The 26,607-nt window shown below is 27.1% G+C and carries 22 protein-coding genes; 10 read left to right on the plus strand and 12 right to left on the minus strand.

The window, feature by feature from the left end; genetic code table 11:
* The first annotated feature begins 178 nt into the window (after positions 1 to 178).
* Entirely contained in the window at positions 179 to 1,171 is a 993-nt protein-coding gene (locus T324_RS0105780) for an ABC transporter ATP-binding protein (RefSeq protein ID WP_028329367.1), read from the plus strand.
* Here the strand turns inward: T324_RS0105780 and hprK are convergent.
* The 10 genes from hprK to mutL all read right to left on the minus strand — a co-directional run bounded on the left by hprK (position 1,160) and on the right by mutL (position 15,054).
* Entirely contained in the window at positions 1,160 to 2,125 is a 966-nt protein-coding gene (gene hprK / locus T324_RS0105785) for an HPr(Ser) kinase/phosphatase (protein ID WP_028329368.1), read from the minus strand. The genes T324_RS0105780 and hprK overlap by 12 nt on opposite strands.
* Positions 2,125 to 2,589, minus strand: a complete 465-nt coding sequence (locus T324_RS0105790) for a PTS sugar transporter subunit IIA (protein ID WP_028329369.1) — start codon at positions 2,587 to 2,589, stop codon at positions 2,125 to 2,127. Before T324_RS0105790 ends, hprK begins: the two co-directional genes overlap by 1 nt.
* Before the next feature lie 39 nt (positions 2,590 to 2,628).
* Complete coding sequence (gene hpf, locus T324_RS0105795) at positions 2,629 to 3,405, minus strand: ribosome hibernation-promoting factor, HPF/YfiA family (RefSeq protein ID WP_028329370.1); 777 nt, start codon at positions 3,403 to 3,405, stop codon at positions 2,629 to 2,631.
* Between the two features lie 16 nt (positions 3,406 to 3,421).
* Positions 3,422 to 4,720, minus strand: a complete 1,299-nt coding sequence (gene rpoN / locus T324_RS0105800) for an RNA polymerase factor sigma-54 (RefSeq protein ID WP_028329371.1) — start codon at positions 4,718 to 4,720, stop codon at positions 3,422 to 3,424.
* A gap of 5 nt (positions 4,721 to 4,725) precedes the next feature.
* A complete protein-coding gene (locus T324_RS0105805) occupies positions 4,726 to 8,022 on the minus strand; it encodes a DUF4132 domain-containing protein (RefSeq protein WP_028329372.1) in 3,297 nt (1,098 codons plus the stop codon).
* 66 nt (positions 8,023 to 8,088) lie between these two features.
* Complete coding sequence (locus T324_RS0105810) at positions 8,089 to 8,925, minus strand: hypothetical protein (RefSeq protein WP_028329373.1); 837 nt, start codon at positions 8,923 to 8,925, stop codon at positions 8,089 to 8,091.
* Positions 8,926 to 8,996: 71 nt separating this feature from the next.
* Positions 8,997 to 9,770 (minus strand): ankyrin repeat domain-containing protein, encoded by a 774-nt coding sequence (locus tag T324_RS0105815; RefSeq protein WP_038375098.1) that lies wholly within the window; start codon positions 9,768 to 9,770, stop codon positions 8,997 to 8,999.
* 86 nt (positions 9,771 to 9,856) lie between these two features.
* Complete coding sequence (locus T324_RS0105820; RefSeq protein ID WP_028329375.1) at positions 9,857 to 10,594, minus strand: uracil-DNA glycosylase; 738 nt, start codon at positions 10,592 to 10,594, stop codon at positions 9,857 to 9,859.
* A 209-nt stretch (positions 10,595 to 10,803) separates the two neighbouring features.
* On the minus strand, positions 10,804 to 13,071 hold the full coding sequence (locus T324_RS0105825; RefSeq protein WP_028329376.1) for an ankyrin repeat domain-containing protein: 2,268 nt from the start codon (positions 13,069 to 13,071) through the stop codon (positions 10,804 to 10,806).
* A 120-nt stretch (positions 13,072 to 13,191) separates the two neighbouring features.
* Positions 13,192 to 15,054 carry a DNA mismatch repair endonuclease MutL gene (gene mutL / locus T324_RS0105830; protein WP_028329377.1) on the minus strand — a complete coding sequence of 621 codons (1,863 nt, stop codon included), beginning with the start codon at positions 15,052 to 15,054 and terminating at the stop codon, positions 13,192 to 13,194.
* 237 nt (positions 15,055 to 15,291) lie between these two features.
* Between mutL and T324_RS0105835 the strand changes: the two genes are divergently transcribed.
* The 5 genes from T324_RS0105835 (at position 15,292) to T324_RS0105855 (ending at position 20,016) form a co-directional block, all read left to right on the plus strand.
* Positions 15,292 to 16,479 carry an acetyl-CoA C-acetyltransferase gene (locus tag T324_RS0105835; protein WP_028329378.1) on the plus strand — a complete coding sequence of 396 codons (1,188 nt, stop codon included), beginning with the start codon at positions 15,292 to 15,294 and terminating at the stop codon, positions 16,477 to 16,479.
* A gap of 189 nt (positions 16,480 to 16,668) precedes the next feature.
* Positions 16,669 to 17,445, plus strand: coding sequence for an enoyl-CoA hydratase-related protein (locus T324_RS0105840; RefSeq protein ID WP_028329379.1), 777 nt, complete (start codon positions 16,669 to 16,671; stop codon positions 17,443 to 17,445).
* A gap of 90 nt (positions 17,446 to 17,535) precedes the next feature.
* The gene (locus T324_RS0105845; protein ID WP_028329380.1) at positions 17,536 to 18,378 is read left to right on the plus strand and encodes a 3-hydroxyacyl-CoA dehydrogenase family protein; all 843 of its coding nucleotides are present in this window, start codon (positions 17,536 to 17,538) and stop codon (positions 18,376 to 18,378) included.
* A 135-nt stretch (positions 18,379 to 18,513) separates the two neighbouring features.
* Positions 18,514 to 19,572: an alpha-1,2-fucosyltransferase gene (locus tag T324_RS0105850; RefSeq protein ID WP_028329381.1), complete on the plus strand. Its 1,059-nt coding sequence runs from the start codon at positions 18,514 to 18,516 to the stop codon at positions 19,570 to 19,572.
* Between the two features lie 69 nt (positions 19,573 to 19,641).
* Positions 19,642 to 20,016, plus strand: coding sequence for a group III truncated hemoglobin (locus tag T324_RS0105855; protein ID WP_028329382.1), 375 nt, complete (start codon positions 19,642 to 19,644; stop codon positions 20,014 to 20,016).
* Between the two features lie 5 nt (positions 20,017 to 20,021).
* Here the strand turns inward: T324_RS0105855 and T324_RS16865 are convergent, their stop codons facing one another.
* Positions 20,022 to 20,531, minus strand: coding sequence for a MarR family winged helix-turn-helix transcriptional regulator (locus T324_RS16865; RefSeq protein ID WP_342664445.1), 510 nt, complete (start codon positions 20,529 to 20,531; stop codon positions 20,022 to 20,024).
* Between the two features lie 9 nt (positions 20,532 to 20,540).
* Positions 20,541 to 21,374 (minus strand): MBL fold metallo-hydrolase, encoded by an 834-nt coding sequence (locus T324_RS0105865; protein ID WP_028329384.1) that lies wholly within the window; start codon positions 21,372 to 21,374, stop codon positions 20,541 to 20,543.
* Between the two features lie 226 nt (positions 21,375 to 21,600).
* On the opposite strand from T324_RS0105865, the gene T324_RS0105870 reads away from it, so the two are divergent.
* From T324_RS0105870 to T324_RS0105885, 4 genes are all read left to right on the plus strand, one after another.
* Positions 21,601 to 22,746, plus strand: coding sequence for an ankyrin repeat domain-containing protein (locus T324_RS0105870; RefSeq protein WP_028329385.1), 1,146 nt, complete (start codon positions 21,601 to 21,603; stop codon positions 22,744 to 22,746).
* 509 nt (positions 22,747 to 23,255) lie between these two features.
* Entirely contained in the window at positions 23,256 to 24,020 is a 765-nt protein-coding gene (locus T324_RS0105875; protein WP_028329386.1) for a creatininase, read from the plus strand.
* A gap of 18 nt (positions 24,021 to 24,038) precedes the next feature.
* On the plus strand, positions 24,039 to 25,583 hold the full coding sequence (locus T324_RS16870) for a BCCT family transporter (protein WP_038375060.1): 1,545 nt from the start codon (positions 24,039 to 24,041) through the stop codon (positions 25,581 to 25,583).
* 110 nt (positions 25,584 to 25,693) lie between these two features.
* Positions 25,694 to 26,581: a DUF58 domain-containing protein gene (locus T324_RS0105885; RefSeq protein ID WP_028329387.1), complete on the plus strand. Its 888-nt coding sequence runs from the start codon at positions 25,694 to 25,696 to the stop codon at positions 26,579 to 26,581.
* Positions 26,582 to 26,607 lie beyond the last annotated feature (26 nt).

Consider the following 26,607-nt stretch of genomic DNA (forward strand, 5'->3'; position numbering starts at 1 on the left):
TATGTAAAACTTGAATTCTATTTGTTTCATAGGTACACTTACAATTTAATTTATTTAATTATACTATAATACATATAAATAGTCAACTTTTATTATTTTATAAAAAATAAATACTTGATTTCTGTATTATAATATATTAATATTATGTTAATATAAAATAATTATTTAAGAGATTTTAATGAATAATGATGTAATATTAAAACTTGAGAATGTCAAAAAATATTTTTATCCCCATGCTAATTTTCTAGAAAGTCTAATGAAAAAAACTAAAGAAATTAAAGCTGTTGATAATATAACCATTGAAGTAAAAAGAGGAGAGATACTTGCTATAATAGGGGAATCCGGAAGCGGAAAAACTACAATAGGCAAACTTGTTATGAAGTTAATAAATCCTACTTCTGGAAATATTATATTTGAAAATGAAAATATAAATGATTTTAATAAAGAAGAAACAGCGGTATATAGAAGAAATGTTCAGATGATATTTCAAGATCCTTATGCTTCTATGAACCCTAGATTTAAAATAAAAGATGTATTAAAAGAGCCTCTATATATTCATAATATTAATGGTGATGAAAAAGAATACGATGAGATGGTAATAAAAGCATTAAAAGATGTAAAGATTAATCCGCCTGAGGAGTTTATGGATCGTTATCCGCATATGCTTTCTGGGGGACAGCGTCAGAGAGTAGCTACAGCCAGAGCTTTGATACTTAATCCAAAATTAGTTGTTGCCGATGAGCCGGTATCTATGATAGATTTATCTACTAGAGCAGAAATTCTTTATATGATGAAAGAACTTCAAATAGAAAAGAATTTAAGTTATATATATATTACACATGATTTATCAACAGCAAGATATTTTGCAGATAGAATAGCTGTTATGTATTTAGGAAGTATTGTTGAAATAGGTGATGCTGATGAAATAATAGATAATCCTAAACATCCATATACAAAGGCTTTGATTGCAGCTGTACCTGATGCTTCTTCAGGCAGAGTAAACATAATAAAAGAATTGCCTATTACAGGAGAGATTCCTAATGCTTCAGATATACCATCAGGATGCAGATTCCATACAAGATGTATATATGCTAAAGAAGAATGTAAAAATACAGTACCTAAATTAGAAAATGTAAATGAAAATCATAGTGCGGCATGCTTATTGGTTTGAATCATTATCTACTTTTTTCTTTTCTATTTGAGCTATTAATGATTTATCCAATTCTTTAGCGCTATTATAACCCATTTCTTTTAAACGAAGATTTTTAGCAGCAGTTTCTATTAGAATACATATATTTCTTCCAGAACGTACAGGTATTTTAAGATAAGGTACTTCTGTATTGAGAATATTATATGTTTTATCAAATAAACCCATTCTATCATACTGTTCATCATCTTTCCAATGTTCAAGTTCTATTACTAAATCTAATCTCTTTTTATCTCTTATAGCACTCATTCCGGAAAGTCTGCTTATATCTACTACTCCTATACCTCTTACTTCCATATTATGCTTTATAAACTCGTTTTTCTTTCCTATTATTCTGCCATCTTTAAGTTTTCTAAACTCAACTGTATCATCTGAAATTAATCTATGACCTTTTGATATAAGCTCTAATGTAGCTTCACTTTTTCCAACACCGCTCTTTCCTAATATTAAAACACCAACACCGAATACTTCTACAAGCCCTCCATGAATAGTAAATGATTCTACAAATTCATCTTCAATTAATGCTTCTATAGATCTAATCATTTCAGAAGTTGTTAATTCGCTTATTACAACACATATATTATTTTTTTTAGCTATCTCTAAAAATGATTCTGGAGGATCAAGATTATAAGTGAATATACATATAGGAATAGGGTAGATAAGCATTTCTTCAAATACATCAGTTTTATTTTCTTCATCAAGTGTTACAACATAGTTTCCTTCGCCTTTACCAAATATTTGTATTCTTTGATATGCAAAGTCTTTAAAATATTTGAACAATGCCATGCCTGGTCTGTTAATTTCATAACTAACTATTTCATTTTTCATTCCAACCAAACCGGTTAAACGTCTTACTTTTAAGAAGTTATTTTTTGCTTCACTAAGGTCAAGAAATTTTTTTACAGATATTTTAGGCATTATATTTTCATTTCCTCTTTGGCAATAAGTTCTATTACTTCATCAGATTTTTCTGCATTTATAAGTTTTTCCAAGAAATGCGGATTATCTCTTAATATTTTAGCTATTGCAGTAAGAACTTTTAAATTTTCACTTGCTGAATCTCTAGGGGCAAGAAGCATAAATACAGCAAATACTTTTTTCTTATCAACTGATTTATAATTGATTCCATTTTTTATTGTTGCTACACTTAGAATAATAGATTTTACAGCATCTGTTTTAGCATGCGGTATAGCAATACCGTTTCCAACTCCGGTACTCATTAGTTGTTCTCTAGCCATAATAGCATGTTCAGCATCATCTTTATTTAACAAAAGCCCGCAGCTGTTTAACCTTTCAACCATTTTAGAGAGAAGATGTTCTTTATCCGTCTCTTGTACATCTATCATTATAGATTCTTTATTTATGTAGTCTATTAAACTCATATTATATTCCCTCCAAAATGGTTTGTAATTATGTTTTTATTAAATATCAAAAATTCTTATCAATACAAACGAATTATTTGATTCTTTATATACAGCTTCTGCTTGTTCTGTTATGCTGCTTATGTAAACAACAAATTTTTTATCAGGGTTATCTGTTAAATAATTAACAGCTTCACTAACATTATATTCTTTAATTAGGTAAGTTTCACTTTTACTTGCATCTATATTGTTGTCAGAAGTTACGCTTACCTCATCTATGTTCCAATATTCATCATTATGATATATTTCCAATACTTTGTTATCATCACCTTTGAATAAGAAAACAGGGTATTTTCCGATTTTAATGCTGTATAAGTCTTCTCCTTGTTTAATAGGTAAGTATGCCATATAAGGTTTTTTATCAGCATTAAAATGAAGTACAGCATCCAATTCATCTAAAGGCTTTTCATATATTCCTACAGAATTAATAGAATAAGTATTTTCATCATCATCGTCAGTTTGAATACTTTTATCAACTACTGCTCTTTGACTTCTATCTATATTTCTTTCTTTAGATTTTCTTATTTCTCTTTCTATTTTTTGGAACATAGCATCTATTGCTACATATAAATCTTTTTCTTTTTCTTTATCATGGAAAACTTTTTTTCCGAAAGCTATAGTACCTTGTACTGTATATTCTCCATGCATATGCTCACATATAATATTAGCATCTATTATTCTGTCAGCATGAATTTTGATATTTTGCATCTTATTTGCTATATGCTCTTTAACATTTTTAGTGATTCTTACATTCTTTCCAATAATATTTTGATGCATAAAATCTCCTTGTACTTTATCTAAACCTTGATGATAGAATATTCATACTTTTTCTGTATTTTGCAACAGTTCTTCTGGAAATTTCTATTCCCTCACTTTTAAGTATCAATCTAATCTTTTCATCACTCAATTTTGCTGGAGAATTTTCTATAATTCTTTTAATAATTTCTTTCACAGATCTAGAACCAAGCCCGCCATTTATAGCTCTAGAGAAAAAATATTTTATAGAAAAAGTACCCCAAACCGTATTAAGATATTTGCCGTTAGCTATTCTACTTATAGTAGATTCGCTTAAATTAACTTCTAAAGACATATCTTTTAAAGTTAATGGCTTTATAAACTCTTTTCCATACTCAAAAAAATCAATTTGAAGCTTAAGCAGATTTTCTCCTATTTTTAACAATGTTTTTTTTCTTTCATTTGATGCATTGATTAAACTTTCAGCCTCTCTTTTCTTTTCTTTCAAAAAGTTTACACTATCTTTATTTTTTTCTATATTTAATAGTTTAATATATTTTTTACTAATTTTCAAGGGGGCGATAAATGTTTCATCTGTTTTTACAATCCATACATCATTTTCTTTAAAAATAAATAATTCGGGCACTATATATTTTATCATAGAAGTATCATATTCTCTTGCTGGGTATGGTTCTAAAGTTTGTATTAATTTAAGAGCTTTTAATATATCGTCTTCTTCTGCTCCTATATTAGATGCTATATATTTGTAATTTTTTTTAGATAGTTCATCCAAATAATTTTCTACTATTTGTATGGCTATGTCGAATATCTTTTTATCTCCTTCTTTACTTTCCTGCTTTTTGAATTTAAGCTGTATTGATAAGCATTCATTTATATTTTTGGCAGCTACTCCTATAGGATCTAATGTTTTTAATATAGATACTATTTTTTCAACTTTTTGTATATCTGCATTTAATGTATTTGATATTTCATCATAGCTATTAGTTAAGTATCCGTCTTGATTTATGAAACTGCATATATGCTCTGCAAGTTCTATATCTTTTTTATCATTAAGTATTATTTCTAATTGGCTTTTTAAATGTGAAAATAGGCTTTCTTTATCATTTTGGGCTGTATTTTCTATTATAGAATCAATATCTAAAGAAGATGATTTTGAATTTTTAAACTCTTTTACATCATATTCTAAAAATGGATTTTCTTCCATTGTCTTTTCTATTTTCTCTTTGAGTTCTATTGCAGGCATTGATATTACATCAAGCCAAAGCTTAGTTTGATAATTTAATCTTAAATCATTTTTTATAGCTGTTCTTGTTGATGTATTAGTTGATAATGCCATAATTTTTAATCATAAAACCCAAGCTCTAAATAATGTAAAATAGTACTTATAAATCTAGGAGGAATAGCAAAAGGATCTATTAATGTTTTAAATAAATTATGTTCCTCAAGTTTATAAAATTTTATGTTGTCTATTATTATATCTTCATCATAAGCTATACAGTTAATTTCGCATACTATTTTCAATATATCATCTAGTATGTAATAAGATACATTTTCATTATAATAGTTTATTTTTATTTCTAAATCTTTAGATAATTCTTTTATGTATTTTTCTGATATTTTTTTACCATGAAATGCCATCATAGCATTATTTTCAACATGTTTTTCTTCTAAAATATATCTTTCTAATTGTATCTGCTCTATAGGCTGATTTATTTCATATAAGTCTATTTGTTTAGCCCATTTTTTTGTATATTCTTCGTCAGCATCTACTGGATGGAATAAAGTTATGTAATTTTTAGAATGTGTTTCTTTAGGAAGTTCATATAAGTCTTCATCTATAGAAGATAATGAACCGTCTTCCATATATCTAAATGAATCTATTAAATTGCCATCCTCATCATATACTCCCCAAACGAATGCCAAAGTGAAATACTGCATAACAGGATTTTCTACAAAAACTTCAAAAAATGTTTGATAATCCCATTTTCTGCCATTTAAAAGCACTTTTTTCAATTTCTGTTTCTGATATACAATAATTGCTTCAAGTGCATTTTTAGTTTCTAGCAATATTTTTCTAGCTTCTTCAACCTTTTGTTTATCATCGCCTTCTTCTACTTCAGGAAGTTCTTTCAATATTCTATGATTAGTATTATCTATAATTTCTAAATATGCATCGCTTAAAAGCTGCAATGTGAAGCTTCTATCCCCATAAGATATTTTTTTATTTCTCTCTATATTAAATCCCAAATTTGGAAGAACTTTATCGAATAAATTGTCTACAGGAACTCCTAGACATTCTGCTGCTTTTTTGAATGATTCTTTTGCAGCATTTTTTAATTTTTTGTTTTTAGACATATATATTATATTGTTTATAATCATCAAAGCAAATTTATCACCGTTCATTGCTATTGCAGGTACTATGTATGAAGCTAAAGATGATTTGAAATTATCATGCCAATATTCTATTCTGTCATATATACTTACTATTTGATTATAATTACCATAAATACAATATGGTATAATTATATTTTTATGTTCTTCTTTTGAGCCATTATCAATCCAATATCTATATATATTTTCAAAAGTATTTCTAACAGAATTTATATCAAATATAGCTATCATACTGTCAGCATCTTTTATTCTGTATGGTTCTTCAAGAAACATATACTCTAATAATATATATTTTAATACTTTTGATGGAACTTTTATATTATTATCTTTTTTCATCAACACATTGCTTATTAAAGATTCATCTATAAAATCAATCAAATGCTCATATTTTTCTTCATAGTAATCATCAATATATTGATTTATTTCATCTATGGAATTGAATTTAAATCCTTTTCTATTATAATTCCATTTTTTTATTATACGTTTTAATTCAAATTGTACATCTTCTCTATATGCATGTATACTGTTTTCTACATAGCTTCTTGAGTTATATTCATCTTTTTCTATCAAATTTAATGCACATTTTATAATATCTTTATTCTTTAAATGAAGTATGTAGCATAAAATAGAATAATTAGTTAATCCTGCTTTATCTTTATTATATAAAAGTTCTAAAAAGTCTATCAATGCATAACTTTTATATGAAACAGCTTTTAAAAATACTTTATCATTAAACATACTTACTATGTGATCCGTATTTTTATTAACTATATTTAATATGTATTTAGGTTTGAATATATACATAGGATAAGTAAATAAATATGTAATTATCAAATCTTTTAAATCTAATTCATATCCTTGTAAATATTCTAATATTTCTTTAAGTTTTATATTAAGAAATTGCTTTCTTTCTTTTATCATTATTGGAATTGCCAAATTATACGGCAATGATTTCAATAAAGCTCTTACAACTTTTCTTGCATTTTCATTATAATCATACATTATAACTATTATTTTTGTTGAAAATATTATATCGTTGCTTAATTCAATGGATAAATCATATTTGTCAATTTTCTCATTTGATAATAATTCAAATATATTATCAGATTTTATTTTATAAACTTTTTCTAAGTCCTTTTTTATATTGTCTATAAAATAATCTATATTATTATCTAATATGGTCATATCAGCATTTTCATCATTCATTATTAATAGAATACATGTTAGTATAACTTTTAATTCTATTATATATGGAATATTAACATGCTTTAATATTTCATATAATTCATAGAATGAAGTTTTGTCATTTTCATAAAGAATTTTAACTCCGTCAAAAATTTTGTTAGAATTTACTAATATATTATAATCTAGGTATTCAATTAGGAATACAAAGTATTTAGGCATATTAAGCTGTTCTAAATAATTAATAAATTCATTAAAACTTTTGTTTTCTAATTTTTTGCTAAAGTTTTTTCTTATTAGGAAGAATATTCTTATCAAGTAAGCTAAATTTACAAGCAAATCATTATTTTTATTGAGAATATTATTTTCAAGTAATTCTATAAATTTATTTTTTATATTATCATCTAAATCTATTATTAACAATAAAGATAACATATAATCTAAATAATTAACTTTATCTAAATATTCTAATATCTTTTCTATCTTTTCATAATCACCATAATATATTTTTATAGATATTGCCATTAAAGCAATTAATATATTGTCTTTATACTCTTCTATTATTTCATCAATGTTAGAATTGCATATACTTTCTATATATTCATCAGTTTCTTTAGGAAAATATTTTTGTGCATAGTAATAATAAATAGATATGTGCATTTTAGCATTCATAATTTCATTAGATATAGGATTTATACTATATGAATGTTTTTTATATTCTCTATTCCAATTATTAATTTTTTCTAATGATATGCATTTTAATAGAGCTTCTTTTATACCAATACCTGATATCATATTTATTATTAGTATTTCAAAGATATATATATTTTCTACATAATGCAAAGATATTACTTTAAACAATCTTAATATAGATTCATCATTTTTATTTTCTGAATATATATCTAATAGTTTTGAATATATATTATGATCATTTGACATACTATATATTACTTCATTAGGATTAAAATCTATGCTGTCAATTTCATTAAATACGTATTTTTTTATACTTTCTTTATAAGCATGATTTTTAAAAATATCATCTATATAATTTTCCCTAACACACATTGAAAAATGCCTTAATATATTAATTATTGATAATATATCATATTTTCAAAAAAAATGAATAGAAAATTAATCAATTATAAATATAACTTTGCAATTTTTTATAGCATTCTTTAATTTAGCACTGCTCATTATAATACTTGCATCCTCATTTCCTATTACTAGGTCACTTGCAAGTCTGCCTCTAGATCTCCAAGCAACTACATTATATGGTTTTTGACCTACTATATTAGTGATATTTCCATTAGTTAGGAATGAATTTGTAGAATATGTAATATAACCGTTTGTAGCTGCTATAGCCTTATTTATATAAGCTATGCTGTATATTTCGTTTCCGTCTTCATCATATACTGTAGGGAATAACGATGGTGTAAAACCTATATTCCTAGCATCTATTACAAGACTATCATAATCGGTACCAGTATCAAAATATGTTATAATTGGATCTGTCTTATATACATTTATATTATTTACAAGATCTGCCATCAAATTATTTGTTGTCATATCCAAAGCCATAAGAACTTTTACGCTTGTTCTAGTGGGATATGATATTCCTACAAGTCTAGCATTATTTATAGAACTTACAACTTTTTCTTTTAAAACCATATTGTTTTCTATGATATTGTATATTGTATCATCACTGTCTATAGGTATATTGCCTAATGTATCATACAATGTTTTTACAGTTTCTTCTTCAGCCTGCTGCTGTAATATTAATAATGCTTCAGGATGCAAACGGCTATCTGTTACAAAATCAGCAGTTGCATCAGCATATATTGTATATGTTGTATAATCAACCCTTCCTTCCCCAGTATTAACTAATATATTATTATTAGTTGTAGATGTATATTGAGCGAAAAGCAATATATTTATAGTAACAAAGAGTAAAATAACCTTAATATTCATATAAACTCCAATATGCTGTAAATATTCTCGGTTTATAAAAAAAATCCTTAAAGATATTTTTATAATAGTTATTATCTTTTTTCTAATTTTTTTAAATATGTAGATACATTAATATATCCATTATATTTCATAACTTCATAAGCTTTTAAACCTATGGAGTTTGTTTCTGTATAGTTTATATCATTATAAATTAAATATCTAGCTATTTCTATTTTTGTGGCAAAGAATATGGCATTCTGTCCCCAATCATCTTTTTCATTAATATCTACCTTTACATTTTCAACTAAATACTTTATAAGCTCAATATTTTCATTTTCGACAGCGTACATAAGTATAGTTTTACCTAATATATCCCTTTTATGTATATCAGCACCACTTTTTATAAGCAATTTTACAGAATATAAATCACCTGCTGAACAAGCATAATGAAGAGCTGTTTTTCCACTGTTGTCAGAAGCGTTAACATCTCCATTATTATTTATAAGAAGATTTAGTATATATGGATAATTAGCAGATAATATTAATGCATTCTCACCTTTAGCGTTTGTTATTGATATATCAGCCTTTTTTTCTATAAGGTAGTCAGCTAAGTCATAATAACCTATTGAAACGGCTTCCATTAATAAAGTGTTTCCATTTTCATTTGTTATATTAATATCGCCGTCATTTTCTAAATATCTGTCAATTTTTTCTATAATATATATTAGTTTATTATCATCTGTTATATAATCAAATACACTAGGTTTTTTTGGAATATTTGAATTGTTGAATACATTATTTTCTTCATTTTCGCTATCATAATATATATTTTCACTAAATAGGTCAGGAAGTAAATAACTGTACATTACAAATATTAGAATTAAATACTTTGTTTTCATATCCCCCCAAGTTTTAGTTATATTAATTAATAAAAAATATTAGAAATTATAATTCAGCTATTTCTTATCTTTTTTAATTCTTCAAGCATAAAATTCAAATCATCTATTACTTTTTGTTCCTCTTTCTGATTTCTTAAAATATATGCAGGATGATATGTTGCTATAACTGCTACATCTTTTCCATTGTTATTATAATAATGAACTTTATTTCTAGCTTTTCCAAAAGGTGTTTTTAAATCAAAATCTATTAAATTACCAAATCCATGCCTTCCCAAAGCACATATTATTTTTGGATTAAGTATTTGCAGCTGTTTTACAAAAAAATCTCTGCAGTTTTTCTTTTCTTCAGGTAAAGGATCTCTATTTTCAGGAGGTCTGCATTTTAAAGCATTCATAATGTAATATGGCTCTTTATCGATATTAAGCTGCTCAATCCATTTATCTAATAATTTTCCGCCTCTGCCTACAAAAGGAAGTCCTTGCTTATCCTCATCAGCTCCTGGAGCTTCTCCTACAAATACTATATCAGGCTTTTCATTTCCGCGTCCGAATACAACATTCAATCTGCTATTGCATAAAGCCTCGCATTTCATACATTTTTCAACTTCGCTGTATATTTTTTTTAATTCTTCATCTTTTATTTCTTTCATTATATTAATATCCTTACCGCTTTGCTTTTTTATTATTTTTGATGGATTTCTTAATATTATTTTCTTGCTATGAGAATTACAAACAACATTTGAGAATTTTATTTTATTTTGCTGTAAAAAATAGCTTTCTATTTTGTTCATATTAATAAATCCTAAATATCATATTTAAAACATTGTTTATATTATATAATAAAATGGAATTTATTAAAAATTTTTTATTTATTTATAGCCTATAGATTGACTATAAGTATTAGCTTCTTTAAAAATTATAATTGATTAAATTTTTTAATATGCTTATCTTTTACAATATATAATGCATAAGGTAAATGTAACATTTTTAGCATAAAAATTTATTTTCTGTTTCTTTGAGCTTTTTTTAGAATATCTGCAATTTCTCTAAGTTTAAGATTCTCTGCCATATCTAAAGCAGTATCTCCATAGTCATTTTCTATATTTACATCGGCTCCTTTTTCTACTAGAAATTTAACATATGGTTCATCAACTTTTCTTGAACAAGCCCAAATTAAAGAAGTGTATCCATTATAATCTTGAGCATTAATATCTGCACCTTTTTCTAATAAAACTTTAGCTAATTTTATACGATTTTCCTGAAAACTTATATTATTAAAATTACCTTCAAGCATACCAAGATATATCAAAGGAGTATATTGGTTTTCATTCTTTATGTTTACATCAGCACCTTGCTCTATTAAAAAATTAGCTATTTCAAAGTCTAGTATATCAATACTGCCTTCATTTAAATGATAAAAAGTTTTATTTAAAGCTGTGTCTCCTTGATGATCTTGTGCATTTATATCAGCATCTTTTGAAACTAAATATTTTATTACATCTATATTTCTTCCCCTACGAGGCTTACATGCTAATATTAAAGCAGTACTTCCTCCTTTCTGAGAGTTTACATCAGCACCGTTTTCAACTAATAATTTTACTGTTTCTAAATTATTTACACCATACATTAAGGCTGTATTTCCATAATCATCGAAAGCATTTATATTTGCCCCTTTTTGTATTAGAAGTTCTACCATTTTTATATTATGAAGTTTGGAAGCATACATTAAAGGTGTTTCTCCATCCTCATTTGTTACATTTATATCTGCACCATTATTTATTAAAAATTCTGCAACAGATGAATTTTCATTTTTATAATAATAATATCTATAGTCAGGATGTTCATTATCTAATGAGAGTAATAGGGGAGTTTCTACTGAGCTATGTTCAGAATGTGTTTTGGCATTTACATCAGCACCTTTTTCAACCAAAAATTTAACCATATCATAGTCATTTCTTAAAGCTGCTATCATTAAAGGAGTATAATCATAATCAGAATTCTCCACACACTTTATTCTTGATTCTAAGTCAAAACCATTTTCTACTAATACTTTAAACATTTCTATATTTAGTGCCAATGCTGTTGTATAAGCTGTATCAAGAAGTGATGCTCCATCATTGTCTTTAGTATTTACATCAGCACCATATTTTATTAATAAATTAAATATTTTTTTAGCATTTTCTAGTTTTTCTTCTTTTTCGTAATGATCATAGCGAATATTATAATATAATACAGTGTTTCCATCATTGTCTTTAGTATTTATATTGGCACCTTGTTCTAATAAAAATTTAACCATTTCATAGTCTCCTATCATAGCAGCGTTCATTAATGCTGTAAGACCGTGTTCATCTTGTGTGTTTATATTTGCACCTTGTTGTATAAGTAATTTTGAAATATCAAATTTTCCATAATCATTAGCAATCGTTAAAGCTGTTTTGTTTTCATTATTTGCTGTATTAGGATTGGCACCTTTATCAAGCAAATATTTAACCATATCATAATCATTTCTTAAAGCTGCTATCATTAAAGGAGTATAATCATAATCAGATCTACCCGTCTTTATTCTTGACTCTAAATCAAAACCATTTTCTACTAATATTTTAAACATTTCTTTATTTTTATCAAAAGATTCTGAAATTCTATAGGATACATCAAGGAGGGATGTTCCATCATTGTCTTTAGTATTTACATCAGCACCGTATTTTATTAATAAATTAAGTATTTTTATAGCATTTTCTTGTCCGAAACTATCATGCTGAATACTATAATATAATGCAGTTTCTCCTGATGTATCTCTAATATTTACATCAGCACCATTTTTTAATAAAAATTCAACCATTTCATAATTTGTATCTCTAGCAGCATACATTAATGCTGTAGCACCTGCATTATCTTTAATATTGACATCAGTACCTTCTTCTATAAGTAATTTTGCTATATCATCATATCCCATTAAAGCAGCGTACATTAATGCTGTAAAACCGTATTCATCTTGAGCATTTGGATTTGCTCCTTTATCTAAATATGATTTAACTCCTTCTATGTTATTATATTGTACAGCTAAAAAGAAAGTCTGAGAATACATAGGATACATTTTTGTAACTTGAACATATTCATTAGTATTTGTAGTTGTTGGATTAATATATACTTGTTCATTTGTTTGAGTTTGATTAGTTTGAGTATTTTCTGTTTGTTTAGTATTGCCGCTGTTACCGCCGCCGCAGGCTATTAAAACAAAAATAGAAATAATGTAAATAATATTTTTCATATATACCCCCTAAGTATATACAGGATTATATATTAATGATTATACTTTGTCAATTAGAATGACTTTATTCCTGTATAGTTTTTATTAATAGCAATAAAAGAAGAATAATAAAAAATAGTATTATCTAAAGAATTTTTTATCTAAATATTCTTTTGAGAGCCTTAATACAAAAGGCCTTCCATGAGGGCAGTTTGTAAGTATATTTTCTTCTTCAAGCAAATCAAGCAATGTCTGCATATCGCTGTTTGAAAGTTTATCTCCAGCCTTTGGAGAATATTTGCATGATATAGTAGAGCAGGTATGTTTTATAACTTTTTCTAAATTGTTATTGTCGCCCTTTGAAATGTATATATCCAAAATGTCTTTTATGATTTTTTCTATTTTTTGATTTCTAGGAATGTATATTGGTATATCTTCTATTATAATGCTATGTTTTGAATTGGCTTCAAATTTTATTCCTAATGATTCTATAGATTCTTTTGAGGCATTTAAAATATCAATTTCATAATCTCTGTACTCAATTTCACAAGGTATAAGGAGTTTTTCATATTCTATTTTTTTTGACATAAGAGTTTTGTATATTCTTTCATAATTGAGCCTTTCATAAGCGGCATGCTGATCTATTATATACATTTCTCCTCCGCGCTCAGCTACTATATATGATGAAAATACCTGTCCTATGGCCCTTGTATACTCTCCAAATTCTATATTATTGTAGGTAAAATTATTGTTATTTAAATTTATTTCTTTATTAATATTGTTTTCTTCTATTATATTGTCATTTATATTATCATTGTTTTCTACATTTAAATCATTTTTATTATAACTATTATTTGAATAGCTTGTATTATCATATTTTATTTCACTTGCTGATTCGGTATTATAGTTTGAGGTATTATATGTATTGTAATTATTATTCTGCTGCATAGGAAATGTAGGGGTGATATCTTTATCAAGATCAATTTCTATATTAACAGAATCAAAGTTGTTGCCAGAATTTATATTGTTTACTATAGTGTTATATAGTATTCCTGAAATCTCTCTTTCATTTTTTATTCTTACTTCCTTTTTACTAGGGTGAACATTTACATCTATTTTACTGCTGTCAATATTTATGTATAGGAAAAAGAAAGGATATCTCTCTTTAGGTATGGCATTTGAATATGCATTTTTTATAGCATAAGCAAGAACTCTATTTTCTATAGGTCTGTTATTTAAGAATATAAAATTATTCTTTCTCATAGATTGGCTTATTTTAGAATTTGAAAATAAACCGTATATTAATACATCATCTTTTTCTATTTCAATTTCTATTAAATTTCTAAATACATTGCTGTCAGATAGATAATTTTCTATTCTTTCTTTTAGAGTATCAACTTTTATATATGAACTTACAACCTTACCATTATTTTTTAATTTCATAGATATTTTAGGCTGAACTAATGCTTCCATATCAAAAACTTCTTTAACTAAGAAAAACTCTCTTGAAATATGTTTTAAGAATTTATATCTTGCAGGAATATTAAAGAATAGATTTTTAGCTATGATTTTTGTACCCTGCGAAGCAGCGGCAGGTTTATGTTCTATTATTTTACCGCCTTCAATTATTATTTTTCCTCCATTATCTTCATCTATGTTTTTGGAGACAATTTCTAAATTCGTAACATCCGATATAGATGCTAAAGCCTCGCCTCTAAATCCAAGTGTATATATTGAATCTAAATCTTCTATTGAGTGTATTTTGCTTGTTGCATGATGAGTAACAGCAAGAGGAAGCTCATCAAAACGTATTCCGTTTCCATTGTCTTCTACAATCATAGATTTAATACCTGCTTCTTCTACAGATACTTCAATATTATCAGCTCCAGAATCCACAGCATTTTCAAGCAGTTCTTTAAGCATTGATGCAGGTCTTTCTATAACTTCTCCAGCAGCTATACGGTTAGCTACAGATTGAGGTAATTTCATTATATTTTTATTCATAATCGTTAAACTATACTAATTTTTTTGATATATATTACCATATAAATTAATAAAAATGAATATCATGTTATTATATACATAAGTAAATTATTTGTTATATCCTATACTGTAGTTAGGTATAATAAAAAAATATAATATTTAATTGAAATTGAAAAAAAAATGTACTATACTAAAAACAACGTATTAATATTATAAATAGAAATGCGGTACAATTTATAATTTTTTGGAGATTAGAATATGTTTAGAAAAATAGTTATAGCAAGTGCATGCCGTACAGCAATAGGAAGCATGGGTGGATCTTTAAGTACAGTTCCTGCTGCTGAATTGGGTTCAATAGTGATAAAAGAAGCTTTAAATAGAGCAAAAGTTGTACCAAATCAAGTAGATATGGTATATATGGGTTGTGTAATACAAGCATCATTAGGACAAAATGTTGCACGTCAATGTTCAATAAAAGCAGGACTTCCTGTGGAGGTACCAGCTATGACAATTAATGTTGTATGCGGTTCCGGACTCGATGCTGTTAATATGGCTGCTAATATGATAGCATCAGGTAATGCTGACATAGTTGTTGCAGGCGGTACAGAAAATATGTCGTTAGCTCCTTATGCTCTTAAAAATGCACGTTATGGATATAGAATGGGTAATAACACAGTAATAGATACTATGGTTAATGATGCTCTTTGGGATGCATTTAATAATTATCATATGGGTATAACAGCAGAAAATATTTGTGATGATTGGAAACTTACACGCGAAGAATTGGATGCATTTGCTGCTAATTCTCAGCAGAAAGCTATTAAAGCTCAGGAATCTGGGGCTTTCAATAAAGAAATAGTACCGGTTACAATAAAAACTAAAAAAGGTGACATAGTTTTTGATAAGGATGAAGGTCCTAGAGCAGGTACTACAGTAGAAACTTTAGCTAAATTAAAACCAGCATTCAAACCGGATGGCGGAAAAGTAACTGCAGGTAATTCTTCTAGTATTAATGACGGAGCTGCAGCGGTTGTTGTTATGAGTGAAGAAAAAGCTAAAGAATTAGGTATTAAACCTATGGCTACTTGGATTGCAGGCGGTTTAGGAGGGGTTGAGCCTAGAATTATGGGTATAGGACCGGTTGCAGCTACTAAAAAATTGATGGCTAAAACAGGATTAACTATTAAAGATTTTGATATCATTGAATCTAATGAGGCTTTTGCTGCTCAGTCAGTTGCAGTTGGTAAAGAACTAGGTATAGATGTAGAAAAGCAGCTTAATCCTAATGGAGGAGCTATAGCTTTAGGACACCCAGTAGGTGCTTCTGGATGCAGAATCCTAGTTACTTTGCTTCATGAAATGGAAGCTAAAAATTCTAAAAGAGGTCTTGCTACTCTTTGTATTGGCGGCGGTATGGGTTGTGCTACTATTGTAGAGAGAGAATAGTGTAATAGGCTTAGTTTTTTCTGAGTTTATATTTTAATATAATATTGTTTTGAGTTTGTTTAATAATGTAAATACCTTATTTAATTTAAGGTTATTAATTTTATATTGCCTTTGTATTTATGATTTTAATACAAAGGTTAATATAAAATTATATTTAAATGATAATAACTTGAATTTAAGGAGATATAGATGGAATTCATAAAATATGAAGAAAAAGGTATGATTGGTATTATTACTATCAACAGAGAAAAAGCACTAAATGCTTTAAACTCGCAAGTTTTAGATGAGATAAGTAAAACTTTTGATTCTATTGATATTAACAATATAAGATGCTTGATATTAACAGGAGCAGGAGAGAAATCTTTTGTTGCTGGTGCTGATATATCAGAGATGAGCACAGCTACTAAAGCAGAAGGAGAAGCTTTTGGTAAGAAAGGAAATGATATATTTAGAAAAATAGAAACTTTCCCTATACCAGTAATAGCTGCTATTAATGGTTTTGCTTTAGGCGGTGGATGTGAAATAGCTATGAGCTGTGATATACGTATTTGTTCTGATAATGCAGTATTTGGTCAGCCGGAAGTTGGTTTAGGAATTACCCCTGGTTTTGGCGGTACTCAGAGACTTCCTAGGATAGTTGGTATAAGTATGGCTAAACAAATGATTTATGCCGGTAAAAATATTAAAGCTGATGAGGCATTGAGAATAGGACTTGTTAATGCTGTTTATTCTCAAAGTGAACTTATGGCAGCTGCTGAAAAGTTAGCTTCATCAATAGCTGCTGCTGCTCCTATTGCTGTACGTAATAGTAAAAAAGCTATTAATGAAGGTGTACAAGTTGATATGGATAAGGCTATTGTTATAGAAGAAAAATTATTTGCGGATTGTTTTGAAACAGAAGATCAAAGAGAAGGTATGAAAGCTTTCTTAGAAAAAAGAAAAATTGAAAAATTTGTTAATAAATAAATATTTTATAAGTCTATATACTATAGCTTATGATTATGAAGTTGATTGTAAGCTAGTTTATGGCTTTACATAATAAAAAAGGAGTTAAAAATGAAAGTAGGTGTAATAGGTGCTGGTGCTATGGGTTCTGGTATAGCACAGGCTTTTGCTCAAACAGAAGGTTATGAAGTTTGCTTATGTGATATAAAAGATGAATTTGCAGCAGGCGGTAAGGATAGAATTGCTAAAAATTTTGCCGGAAGAGTAGCTAAAGGTAAAATGGAACAAGCTGATGCGGATAAAATTTTAGCTAAAATTACTACTGGTTTAAAAGATATTTGTAAAGATTGTGATTTAATAGTTGAGGCTGCTTTTGAAAATTTGGAAGTTAAGAAAACAACTTTCAAAGAACTTCATACTATTTGTAAACCAGATTGTATTTTCTCATCTAATACTTCTTCTCTCTCTATTACAGAAATAGGTGCTGGAATAGGAAGACCTGTTGTAGGTATGCACTTCTTTAATCCTGCTCCTGTTATGAAATTGGTTGAGGTTATTTCAGGACTTAATACTCCTAGAGATGTTGTTGAAAAAATTATAAAAATATCTGAAGAGATAGGTAAAACTCCTGTAGAAGTTAATGAAACTGCTGGTTTTGTTGTAAACCGTATACTTGTACCTATGATTAATGAAGCTATTGACTTATATGCTATGGGTGTTGCTTCTGCTGAAGGTATTGATAATGCTATGAAATTAGGTGCTAATCATCCTATGGGACCTTTAGCTTTAGGAGACTTAATAGGACTTGATATAGTTCTTGCTATTATGGAAGTTCTACAAAAAGAAACAGGAGATCCTAAATACAGACCTAGTGCTTTGCTTAGAAAAATGGTTAGAGGAGGAATGCTTGGTCAAAAAACAGGTAAAGGTTTCTATGATTATACTAAAAAGTAATAATTAGTTTTATATAAATAAAGCATATAGATATTTTTTGTCTATATGCTTTTTTATTGACAAAAATATTGGGTGGTATATAATTTTATAAGTTATTAAATTTCTGTTTGAAATCTTTTATTTGGAATTGTATAAATGGATAAAAATATAGAAAATGCTATAAAAAATCTTGTGTGGTTTATTCCAATTAAAAAAATTAGAAATAGTGTAGAAGAAATACTTGCATACATTGTAAATAAGAATGATAATATAGAAAATAAATTATCCTACTTTATAGATCATTATAATACAATAGATAACAAAAAGGCAGAATGTGTTATTATTAAGATGGCAGGAGGATTTACAGATCAATTACTCACATATGTTATTGGAAAATATATAAATACAGAATATGATATAAAAGTTAAATATGATAATTCATGGTATAAAGATTATGGTATGGATAATATTGGTAAAAATAGTAGAAATTTTGAATTAACTAATGTTTTTCCTAATATACATTTTGAAATTGCTACAGAAGAAGAAATAAATATTTTTTCTTCTTTGTTTAATTTTACTTTATTTCCTCTTAATATTAATGAGCTTAACAGTCTTTTGTACAAAAAAAGATATATTTATTTGACTTCAAGATATATGGAAATTTCTGTTTATTTAAAATATAAAGAATTGTTTGATAGTATATTTGATTTTGATAAATATTTGTTTCCAAAATTGGATGCTAAAAATATTGATATATATAAAAAAATAACTTCTTGTTCATGTCCTGTTGCAATACATATAAGGCTTGGAGATTTATCAAATGAGTTTAAATCTATTGATAATAATTATTTTATGAATGCTATGAATACTATTGTTTCTGAAGTAGGGCAATTACAACCTAAATTTTTTATTTTTTCTAATGATATGGACTATGTAAAAAATAATATAAAAGATTTTTCGAATTTTGATTATGAATTTGTAGATGGTAATGATAATGATAAGGGTTATATAGACTTTTATCTAATGAGTAAATGCAATCATATAATAGCTTCATTAAGCAGATTCGCTTTTGGAGCTTATAATTTTATAAAAAATCAAAATAAGATTTTTATATTACCAAAAAATAATGCTTATGGTATTATAAACGATTTTAATAATAGTAATTTTTATGAAGTTAATGAAAGTAATGATAAATTTATCATTAAACCTAAGTAATTATTTAAGTTGTAATTAATTTTATTTATTATTATAATATATTAAAAATAGTGTTTAAGGATAATAATTATGAAATATACAGAAATCAATGAAGAAGGCATAGAAAAATTAATGGATATTTTTTATGCTAAAATAAGAGTTCATAAAGAATTAGGTCCTATATTTAATGGAACAGTTGGTACAGACGATGCTTCTTGGGAGCGACATAAAGAAAAAATAGCTAAATTTTGGAAAACTATGCTTTTGAATAAAAATTTATATATGGGTAATCCTGTTCAGCCTCATATTAATTTGATGCCTTTTGATATTCAACTTTTTGATTCTTGGCTTAATCTATTTAAAGAAAGTTTAGATGAAGTTTTTGAAAGTAAGGCTGTTAATAGATATTATGAAGTTGCTGAAAATATAGCTAAAAATTTTAAGGCTGTTTTATTTCCTAATTAAGTAATTTAATTTGATATATTATTTCTTATTTTTTCTAATATTTTAATAAGATTATCTGTGTCTTCTATATCGAGACCATTAATTATTTTTTCTGAAACTTTTTCATCATGTTCTTCCATCTTTGGCAATTCATTTTTAGCCTTATCTGTTAAAAATAGAGAGAATGCTCTTTTGTCATATTCATTTTCTTTTCTTTTAACAAGTGATTTTTTTTCTAGCTTATCTATGATAGCTTTAACTGTATTTTGATCTTTGTCTAATTTCAATGAAAGTTTTTTTTGGGATATACCTTCTTCTTTTAGAAGCTCTTTAAGAACTATAAATTGTTCCGGAGTAATATCGAAATCGTTTATTTGCTTTCCTATATACTGGTATATTTTTCTAGCAGTATAACAAATTTCATATCCTATATTATTGATAAATAAACCTCCAAATAAAAAATATATGCTATCATAGATATAATAATTTATGATAGCATATATTTCATTTTTTGTTAAGACATATTTATATTTTATTAAACCATGTTATCTTTTAGCTTTTTCGATTAATCCATTCAAATATTTTTCCATATTTTCTTTTGACATAATGAATGGATTTTGTTCTCCATCTTTTAGATTTCTTACTTTTTCTAAATTTGCATATCCATTATCTGCAAATAGATGAGCTGTTAATGAAACTTCTGCATTTCTTGCTGTAGCTTCTTTTTTAAAATATTCAGCTGATTCTTTATATTTTTGTATTAAATCTTTATCTCTTGGAAGTCCTGTCCCTCCCCAAAGTACAGCAGTATATTCTTTTCCTTTGTATTTTACAGGGAATATAAAAGATGTGCATCCTGCTGTATGTCCAGGAGTTTCTAATATTGTAATACTAAAATCTCCAAGTTTTACTATATCTTTATCTTTTGAATAAATATCAACTTTAGTTTTTGGGGAACGTGGAGAGTTGGCTCCTGTATTTAAATTGTACATTAAATCTGTATCTGTTTTTGTAAGAACTACTTTAGCACCATATTTTTCTCTTAAATATTTAGCTCCGCCATAATGATCTCCATGTCCATGACTCAATATGATATATTTTAAATTTTTTGGATCTAATCCAAACCCTTTAATACCTTCTTCTATTAATTTAGCATCTCTGTCATCCCACATAGAGTCTATCAATATTAAACCATCTGAAGTATTGATAACCCAAGCCACAACGCTTACACTTCCTATGCAGTATACATTGTCAAACACTTTTGTAGGTTTTAATGGAGTATTGTCGTTCAAATAATCCATAGGTGTTTTTTCGGCAGCAGATAAAGTATATGCATATATTAAACATATAACAAATATATTTTTTAATAATTTAATCAATTTATAGCCTCCTTAATTAGTACGTATACGTATATATTAATACGTATACGTACTATTGTCAATAGTAAATATATAAAATTTAAAAAAATTATGAAATAACATACAAATGATTAATTAATATGTTATAATTAATAATAATGTTTAAATATTAAGATGTTTAATATAAAATTATAAGTAGTTTATATTTAGAAAATTTTTATTAGCAATAATATATTTGGGATTTGTTATGTTAAGAAAAATATTTATTGTATCATTATTATTAATAAGTTTTTTATATTCACAAGAAGAACAGCAATTGCCAGTAGATATACCTTTAATAAAAGCTGTTGCTGATAATGATCTTAATGAGTTAAAAAGTTTGATAAAAGATGGAAGCGATGTAAATGTAAAGGACAATGAAGGTAATACTCCTTTAATATGGGCATCATTGTTAGGGTATCAAAATATAGTAAAAGAACTTATATCTAATGGTGCTGATATAAATGCATGTAATAATTTTGGAAATACATCTATAATGGGGGCTATATTAGAAGGGCATAGTTCTATAATAAGAGAGCTTATATCTAATGGTGCGGATTTAAATGCTAAAAATAAGGATGGATGGACTGTAATAATGTGGGCTGTAGTTAATGGTGATTTTGGAATTTTTAATATGCTTATCAATGCTAGAGTTAAAATTGATGTAGAGGATGAAAGTGGAAATACTCCTCTTATGATAGCAACAGACAGCGGTTATATAGATATAATAAAAGAGCTTATTAAGCTTGGTGCGGATGTAAACAAAAAAAATAATTTAGGCTCTACTGCATTAATGGTAGCTTCTGTAAATGGTGATTTAGAAAGTGTTCAGGAATTAATTAAGGCTGGAGCAAATATAAATGATAAAGATGAAAATGGAGTTTGTGCTATTATTTTTGCATGTAGGTTTGGAAGAACGGATATAGTTGAAGAGCTTATAAAAAATAAAGCTGATGTAAATGCTGCGGCTGATGATGGCACTAGTCCTATATTAGCTGCTTGTATAGATGGTTATTCTGATATAGTAAGGATTTTAATAAATTCAGGGGCTGATATAAATAAAACAGATAATAAAGGATATACTCCTTTAATAGTTGCTGCTATAGAAGATCATATTGTTATAGTTGAGAATTTGCTTAATTCTGATGCTGATATTAATGCTTCTACTAAAGAAGGATATACAGCTTTAATGGGAGCTGCTATAAGAGGTAATCTTGAGATGGCACAGGTTTTAATTGATGCTGGGGCTAATGTAAATACTAAGGCGCATAATGGAAAGACAGCCTTAACTCTTGCTAAAGAAAAGGAAAATCAAGAAATGGTTGATTTATTAAAGACTAATGGAGCTATATAATTAATCATATATATGTAGAATTTTATTTTATATATGTTTAATTTGTGATAAAATATTTATTTTTAATTGACAATTTGCTATAAACGTACTATAATATTAGTATGGATAGGTTAGCATTATATATTTATGATATAATCTCGAATCTCGAATCTCGAATCTCGAATCTCGAATCTCGAATCTCGAATCTCGCCAATAATTTACTCTTAATAAATTTTTTTTATGCCTTAAAAAAGCATAAGAGGCTTTTTTTATTGCAAGATATTTTTGTCTGCAATTATATTCCAATAATTTATTTAAATTTAAATACTCTATTCACTTCATTAAAGAATATTATTCCCTATTTTAGTAGAAATTATCTAATGGGGGTTTATATGAGTATAAATTCACAAATAAAATATTCAATTATATCTCATGATATTAATTATAACTTTATATGCAGAATATATATATACCCCATTTAGTCATATTTGAATTCATGAAATATATATTATTTTAAGGAGAATATAATTATGACAAAAACAGTATTAATGCATGAAATGGATGCTTTTACATATATAGATAAAATAAAAAATGGAAATAAAACAATAATAATTCCTGTTGGAGCTATAGAGCAGCATGGACCTCATATGGCAATGAATGTTGATGTTAATTTATCAGTTTCAATGTCTAAAGGAATTGCAGAAAAAATAAATGCTGTTGTGGCTTATCCTGTTTCTTATGCGGCTAAATCTCAGCAAAGATCTGGAGGCGGATACCATTTAGTTGGAACAACTAGTATAGCTGGAAATACATTAATATCATATGTGAAAGATATTATAAAAGAATATGTCAGGCATGGGTTTAGAAACATAATTTTAATAAATGGACATTTTGAAAATAATTCATTCTTAATGGAAGCTATAGATTTAGCTCTTGATGAAAAATATAAAGATGTAAAAATAGCTTTATTATCATATTGGGATTTTGTTCCTGAAGAAACTATTGATAAATTATATCCGGATGGTTTTACAGGATGGGCTTTAGAGCATGCTGGTGTAATGGAAACTTCATTAATGCTTTATTTATATCCAGATTTAGTTGATATGAATAGAGTACAAGATTTAGCTCCAGCTGACCTTCCTTTGTATGATATATATCCAATAATTCCAGAAAGAACTCCTAAATCAGGATGTTTGTCATCTCCTAAAAATGCCAGCAAAGAGAAAGGTGAAATATTATACAATGTTTGCATTGAAAAAATTTCAGAGGCATTAAAAAAAGAATATTCTATATGATTAGTAAGGGGTGAAATTATGGAAAATAATAATTTTGAAGATAATAGGTATAAAATAGATTTTATTATTAAATTGGCAAGTAGCATTATAGTTGTATTAATAGTTTTGCTAGCTTTGTTTTTTAAAGAAGCAACTTCAGATGTAATCAATTACATAAGAACATTAGTTACAAAATATTTGAATTGGTATTTTGTATTATTAGCTTCTGTTTTATTGATATTTTCAATATGGCTTACTTTAGGTCGTTATAGTAAGGTAGTGTTAGGTGGTAAAGATGCCAAGCCGGAGTTTAACAGATTTGCTTGGTATTCTATGCTTTATGCTTGCGGACAGGGTGTTGGTATGATATTCTGGGGCGTTGCAGAACCAATAATGTTTTTTGATTCTGGTAAATTTGCTACCGCAAGATCTCTTGAGAATATAGGACATGCCATGAATTGGACATATTTCCACTGGGGAATACATGCTTGGGTTATATATTGTATAGCTTCTATTTGTATGGCATACTCATTCCATAACTCAAAAAAACCTTTAACATACAGAGATACTGTTTTGGAATTATTCCCAGAAAAAACTAGAAATGTTTTGGCTATAGTTGTAGAAACAGTTGCTATTTTGACTACAGTTCTTGGTTTGTCTACATCTTTTGGTTTTGCTATAGTACAATTTGCATCTGGTTTGGAAAATTTATTTAATATAAAAATAACACTATTGCATCATATAATAATTATAGTATCATTAGCTGTTATAGTTGGTTTAGAAATGTCAACTGGTATACATAGAGGAATAAAAATAGTTAGTGAAACCAATACAATACTTAGTTTAGTATTATTAGCCTTTGTATTTTTACTTGGACCTACAATATTTATACTTTCTCTATTTGTAGAGTCATTAGGAAGTTATTTATTTAATTTATTCCCTATGGGATTTTATACAGATTCAACTTCTATGATTGAAGGTTTTACAAAATGGCAGGATAGTTGGAGCGGTTGGTGGACTGTATTCATTTGGTGTTGGACATTTGCATTTGCTTCATTTACAGGAGGATTTGTAGCAAGAATATCAAAAGGAAGAACTATAAGAGATTTTATGATAGGTGTTATTTTAGTTCCTTCTTTGTTCGTTATAATATGGTCTTGTATAATGGGAGGAAGTGCAATTTATTATGATATAAAAAGTTCTGGAGCTATAGCAGCCGCTGTTGCTGTAGACAATTCAAGCGGAATTTTTGCTATGTTCAAAAATATGAATATAGGTATATTAGCTAACTTTGCTACTATAATGGCTACTGTATTAGTTGCTACATACTATATATCATCATTGGACTCTGGTATAATAGTATTATCAGACTATGTTTCTTCAAAAAAACATCCTTCAAATAAATTTAAGATAGTATTGCTTGTATTAGTTACATCAATAGCATTGGTTTTATTTACAGTAGGAGGAGCGTATGCTTTGACTACTGTTCAGATTGCCGCTATTATAGCAGGTGTTCCTTTCTCTTTCCTTATGATTTTCATGTGTATAAATTTGGTTAAGAGATTAAAAAAAGACAACAGTTAATTTTAAGAATCAGTTAAGATATTTATATTTCACTCGCTAGTCTTTTATAAGGCTGGCGATTTTTTTTTATTAGTATATAATATTTATCATAATAAAAGTATAGGTTGATGATGTTTAAAGATAATAGTATAAGTTCACAAGAGTTATTAAAGTCGGTTAGACAAATAGAGATAAAAACTTCTAAAATAGTTAATTCATATTTTGCCGGTCAGTATCATTCTGCTTTCAGAGGACATGGTATAGAATTTGATGAGGTTAGAAAGTATATAGTAGGCGATGATGTTAGGGCTATGGATTGGAAAGTTAGTGCTAGATATAATGAGCCTTTTATAAAAAGATTCAGAGAAGAAAGAGAACTCAGCGTAATAATATTAGCCGATTTTTCAGCTTCTACTGATTTTGGATTTACAAAAACGAAGCATAATTTAATTGTTGAACTTAGTGCTTTGCTTAGTTTTTCTGCTTTAAAAAATAATGATAAAGTTGGACTTTTAATATTTACAGATACAGTTGAAAAGTTTATACCTTTGAAAAAGGGAAGAAACCATGTACTTAGGATAATAAGAGAATTAATAGAATTTGAACCTAAAAGTATAGAAACAAATGTGGCAAATGCATTAGAATATTTTAACAGAATACAAAAAAGAGATAGTATAACATTTCTCATCACTGATTCATGCAGCGAACTTCCTAAAAAAGAAATAGATATAACTAGAAAACGTCATGATTTGATAGTATGTTTGGTTAATGATAATTTGGAATATAATCTTCCTAGTTTAGGCGGTACTTTAGTATTGTCCGATTTAGAAAAAGAAGATTATGTTTACTTTGATATGTCTAATAAATCTGTAAGAGAGCAATATTTTAATGAGCAAAATAAACTAATGGAAGATAAATTAGATTTTCTAAAGAGAAATTCTATAGATAAAATAATATTAGATACCTCAAGTGATTATGTTACTGATGTTATGAAGTTTTTTGTTAAGAGAAGAAGATAAAGTATTAATTATATTTTGCTGCATTA

The organism is Brachyspira alvinipulli ATCC 51933, from assembly GCF_000518245.1.
GTDB classification, from domain to species: Bacteria; Spirochaetota; Brachyspiria; order Brachyspirales; family Brachyspiraceae; genus Brachyspira; species Brachyspira alvinipulli.

What these genes read in the sequence shown, in the direction of transcription:
- T324_RS0105870 (WP_028329385.1), top strand. Translation starts at nt 21,601, where the DNA reads ATGTTAAGAAAAATATTTATTGTATCATTATTATTAATAAGTTTTTTA.
- mutL (WP_028329377.1), bottom strand. Translation starts at nt 15,054, where the DNA reads ATGAATAAAAATATAATGAAATTACCTCAATCTGTAGCTAACCGTATA.
- T324_RS0105850 (WP_028329381.1), top strand. Translation starts at nt 18,514, where the DNA reads ATGGATAAAAATATAGAAAATGCTATAAAAAATCTTGTGTGGTTTATT.
- T324_RS0105885 (WP_028329387.1), top strand. Translation starts at nt 25,694, where the DNA reads ATGTTTAAAGATAATAGTATAAGTTCACAAGAGTTATTAAAGTCGGTT.
- T324_RS0105825 (WP_028329376.1), bottom strand. Translation starts at nt 13,071, where the DNA reads ATGAAAAATATTATTTACATTATTTCTATTTTTGTTTTAATAGCCTGC.
- T324_RS0105815 (WP_038375098.1), bottom strand. Translation starts at nt 9,770, where the DNA reads ATGTACAGTTATTTACTTCCTGACCTATTTAGTGAAAATATATATTAT.
- T324_RS0105805 (WP_028329372.1), bottom strand. Translation starts at nt 8,022, where the DNA reads ATGTGTGTTAGGGAAAATTATATAGATGATATTTTTAAAAATCATGCT.
- T324_RS16870 (WP_038375060.1), top strand. Translation starts at nt 24,039, where the DNA reads ATGGAAAATAATAATTTTGAAGATAATAGGTATAAAATAGATTTTATT.
- T324_RS0105820 (WP_028329375.1), bottom strand. Translation starts at nt 10,594, where the DNA reads ATGAACAAAATAGAAAGCTATTTTTTACAGCAAAATAAAATAAAATTC.
- T324_RS0105845 (WP_028329380.1), top strand. Translation starts at nt 17,536, where the DNA reads ATGAAAGTAGGTGTAATAGGTGCTGGTGCTATGGGTTCTGGTATAGCA.
- T324_RS0105835 (WP_028329378.1), top strand. Translation starts at nt 15,292, where the DNA reads ATGTTTAGAAAAATAGTTATAGCAAGTGCATGCCGTACAGCAATAGGA.
- T324_RS0105790 (WP_028329369.1), bottom strand. Translation starts at nt 2,589, where the DNA reads ATGAGTTTAATAGACTACATAAATAAAGAATCTATAATGATAGATGTA.
- T324_RS0105780 (WP_028329367.1), top strand. Translation starts at nt 179, where the DNA reads ATGAATAATGATGTAATATTAAAACTTGAGAATGTCAAAAAATATTTT.
- T324_RS0105855 (WP_028329382.1), top strand. Translation starts at nt 19,642, where the DNA reads ATGAAATATACAGAAATCAATGAAGAAGGCATAGAAAAATTAATGGAT.
- T324_RS0105840 (WP_028329379.1), top strand. Translation starts at nt 16,669, where the DNA reads ATGGAATTCATAAAATATGAAGAAAAAGGTATGATTGGTATTATTACT.
- rpoN (WP_028329371.1), bottom strand. Translation starts at nt 4,720, where the DNA reads ATGGCATTATCAACTAATACATCAACAAGAACAGCTATAAAAAATGAT.
- hprK (WP_028329368.1), bottom strand. Translation starts at nt 2,125, where the DNA reads ATGCCTAAAATATCTGTAAAAAAATTTCTTGACCTTAGTGAAGCAAAA.
- hpf (WP_028329370.1), bottom strand. Translation starts at nt 3,405, where the DNA reads ATGCATCAAAATATTATTGGAAAGAATGTAAGAATCACTAAAAATGTT.
- T324_RS0105875 (WP_028329386.1), top strand. Translation starts at nt 23,256, where the DNA reads ATGACAAAAACAGTATTAATGCATGAAATGGATGCTTTTACATATATA.
- T324_RS0105810 (WP_028329373.1), bottom strand. Translation starts at nt 8,925, where the DNA reads ATGAATATTAAGGTTATTTTACTCTTTGTTACTATAAATATATTGCTT.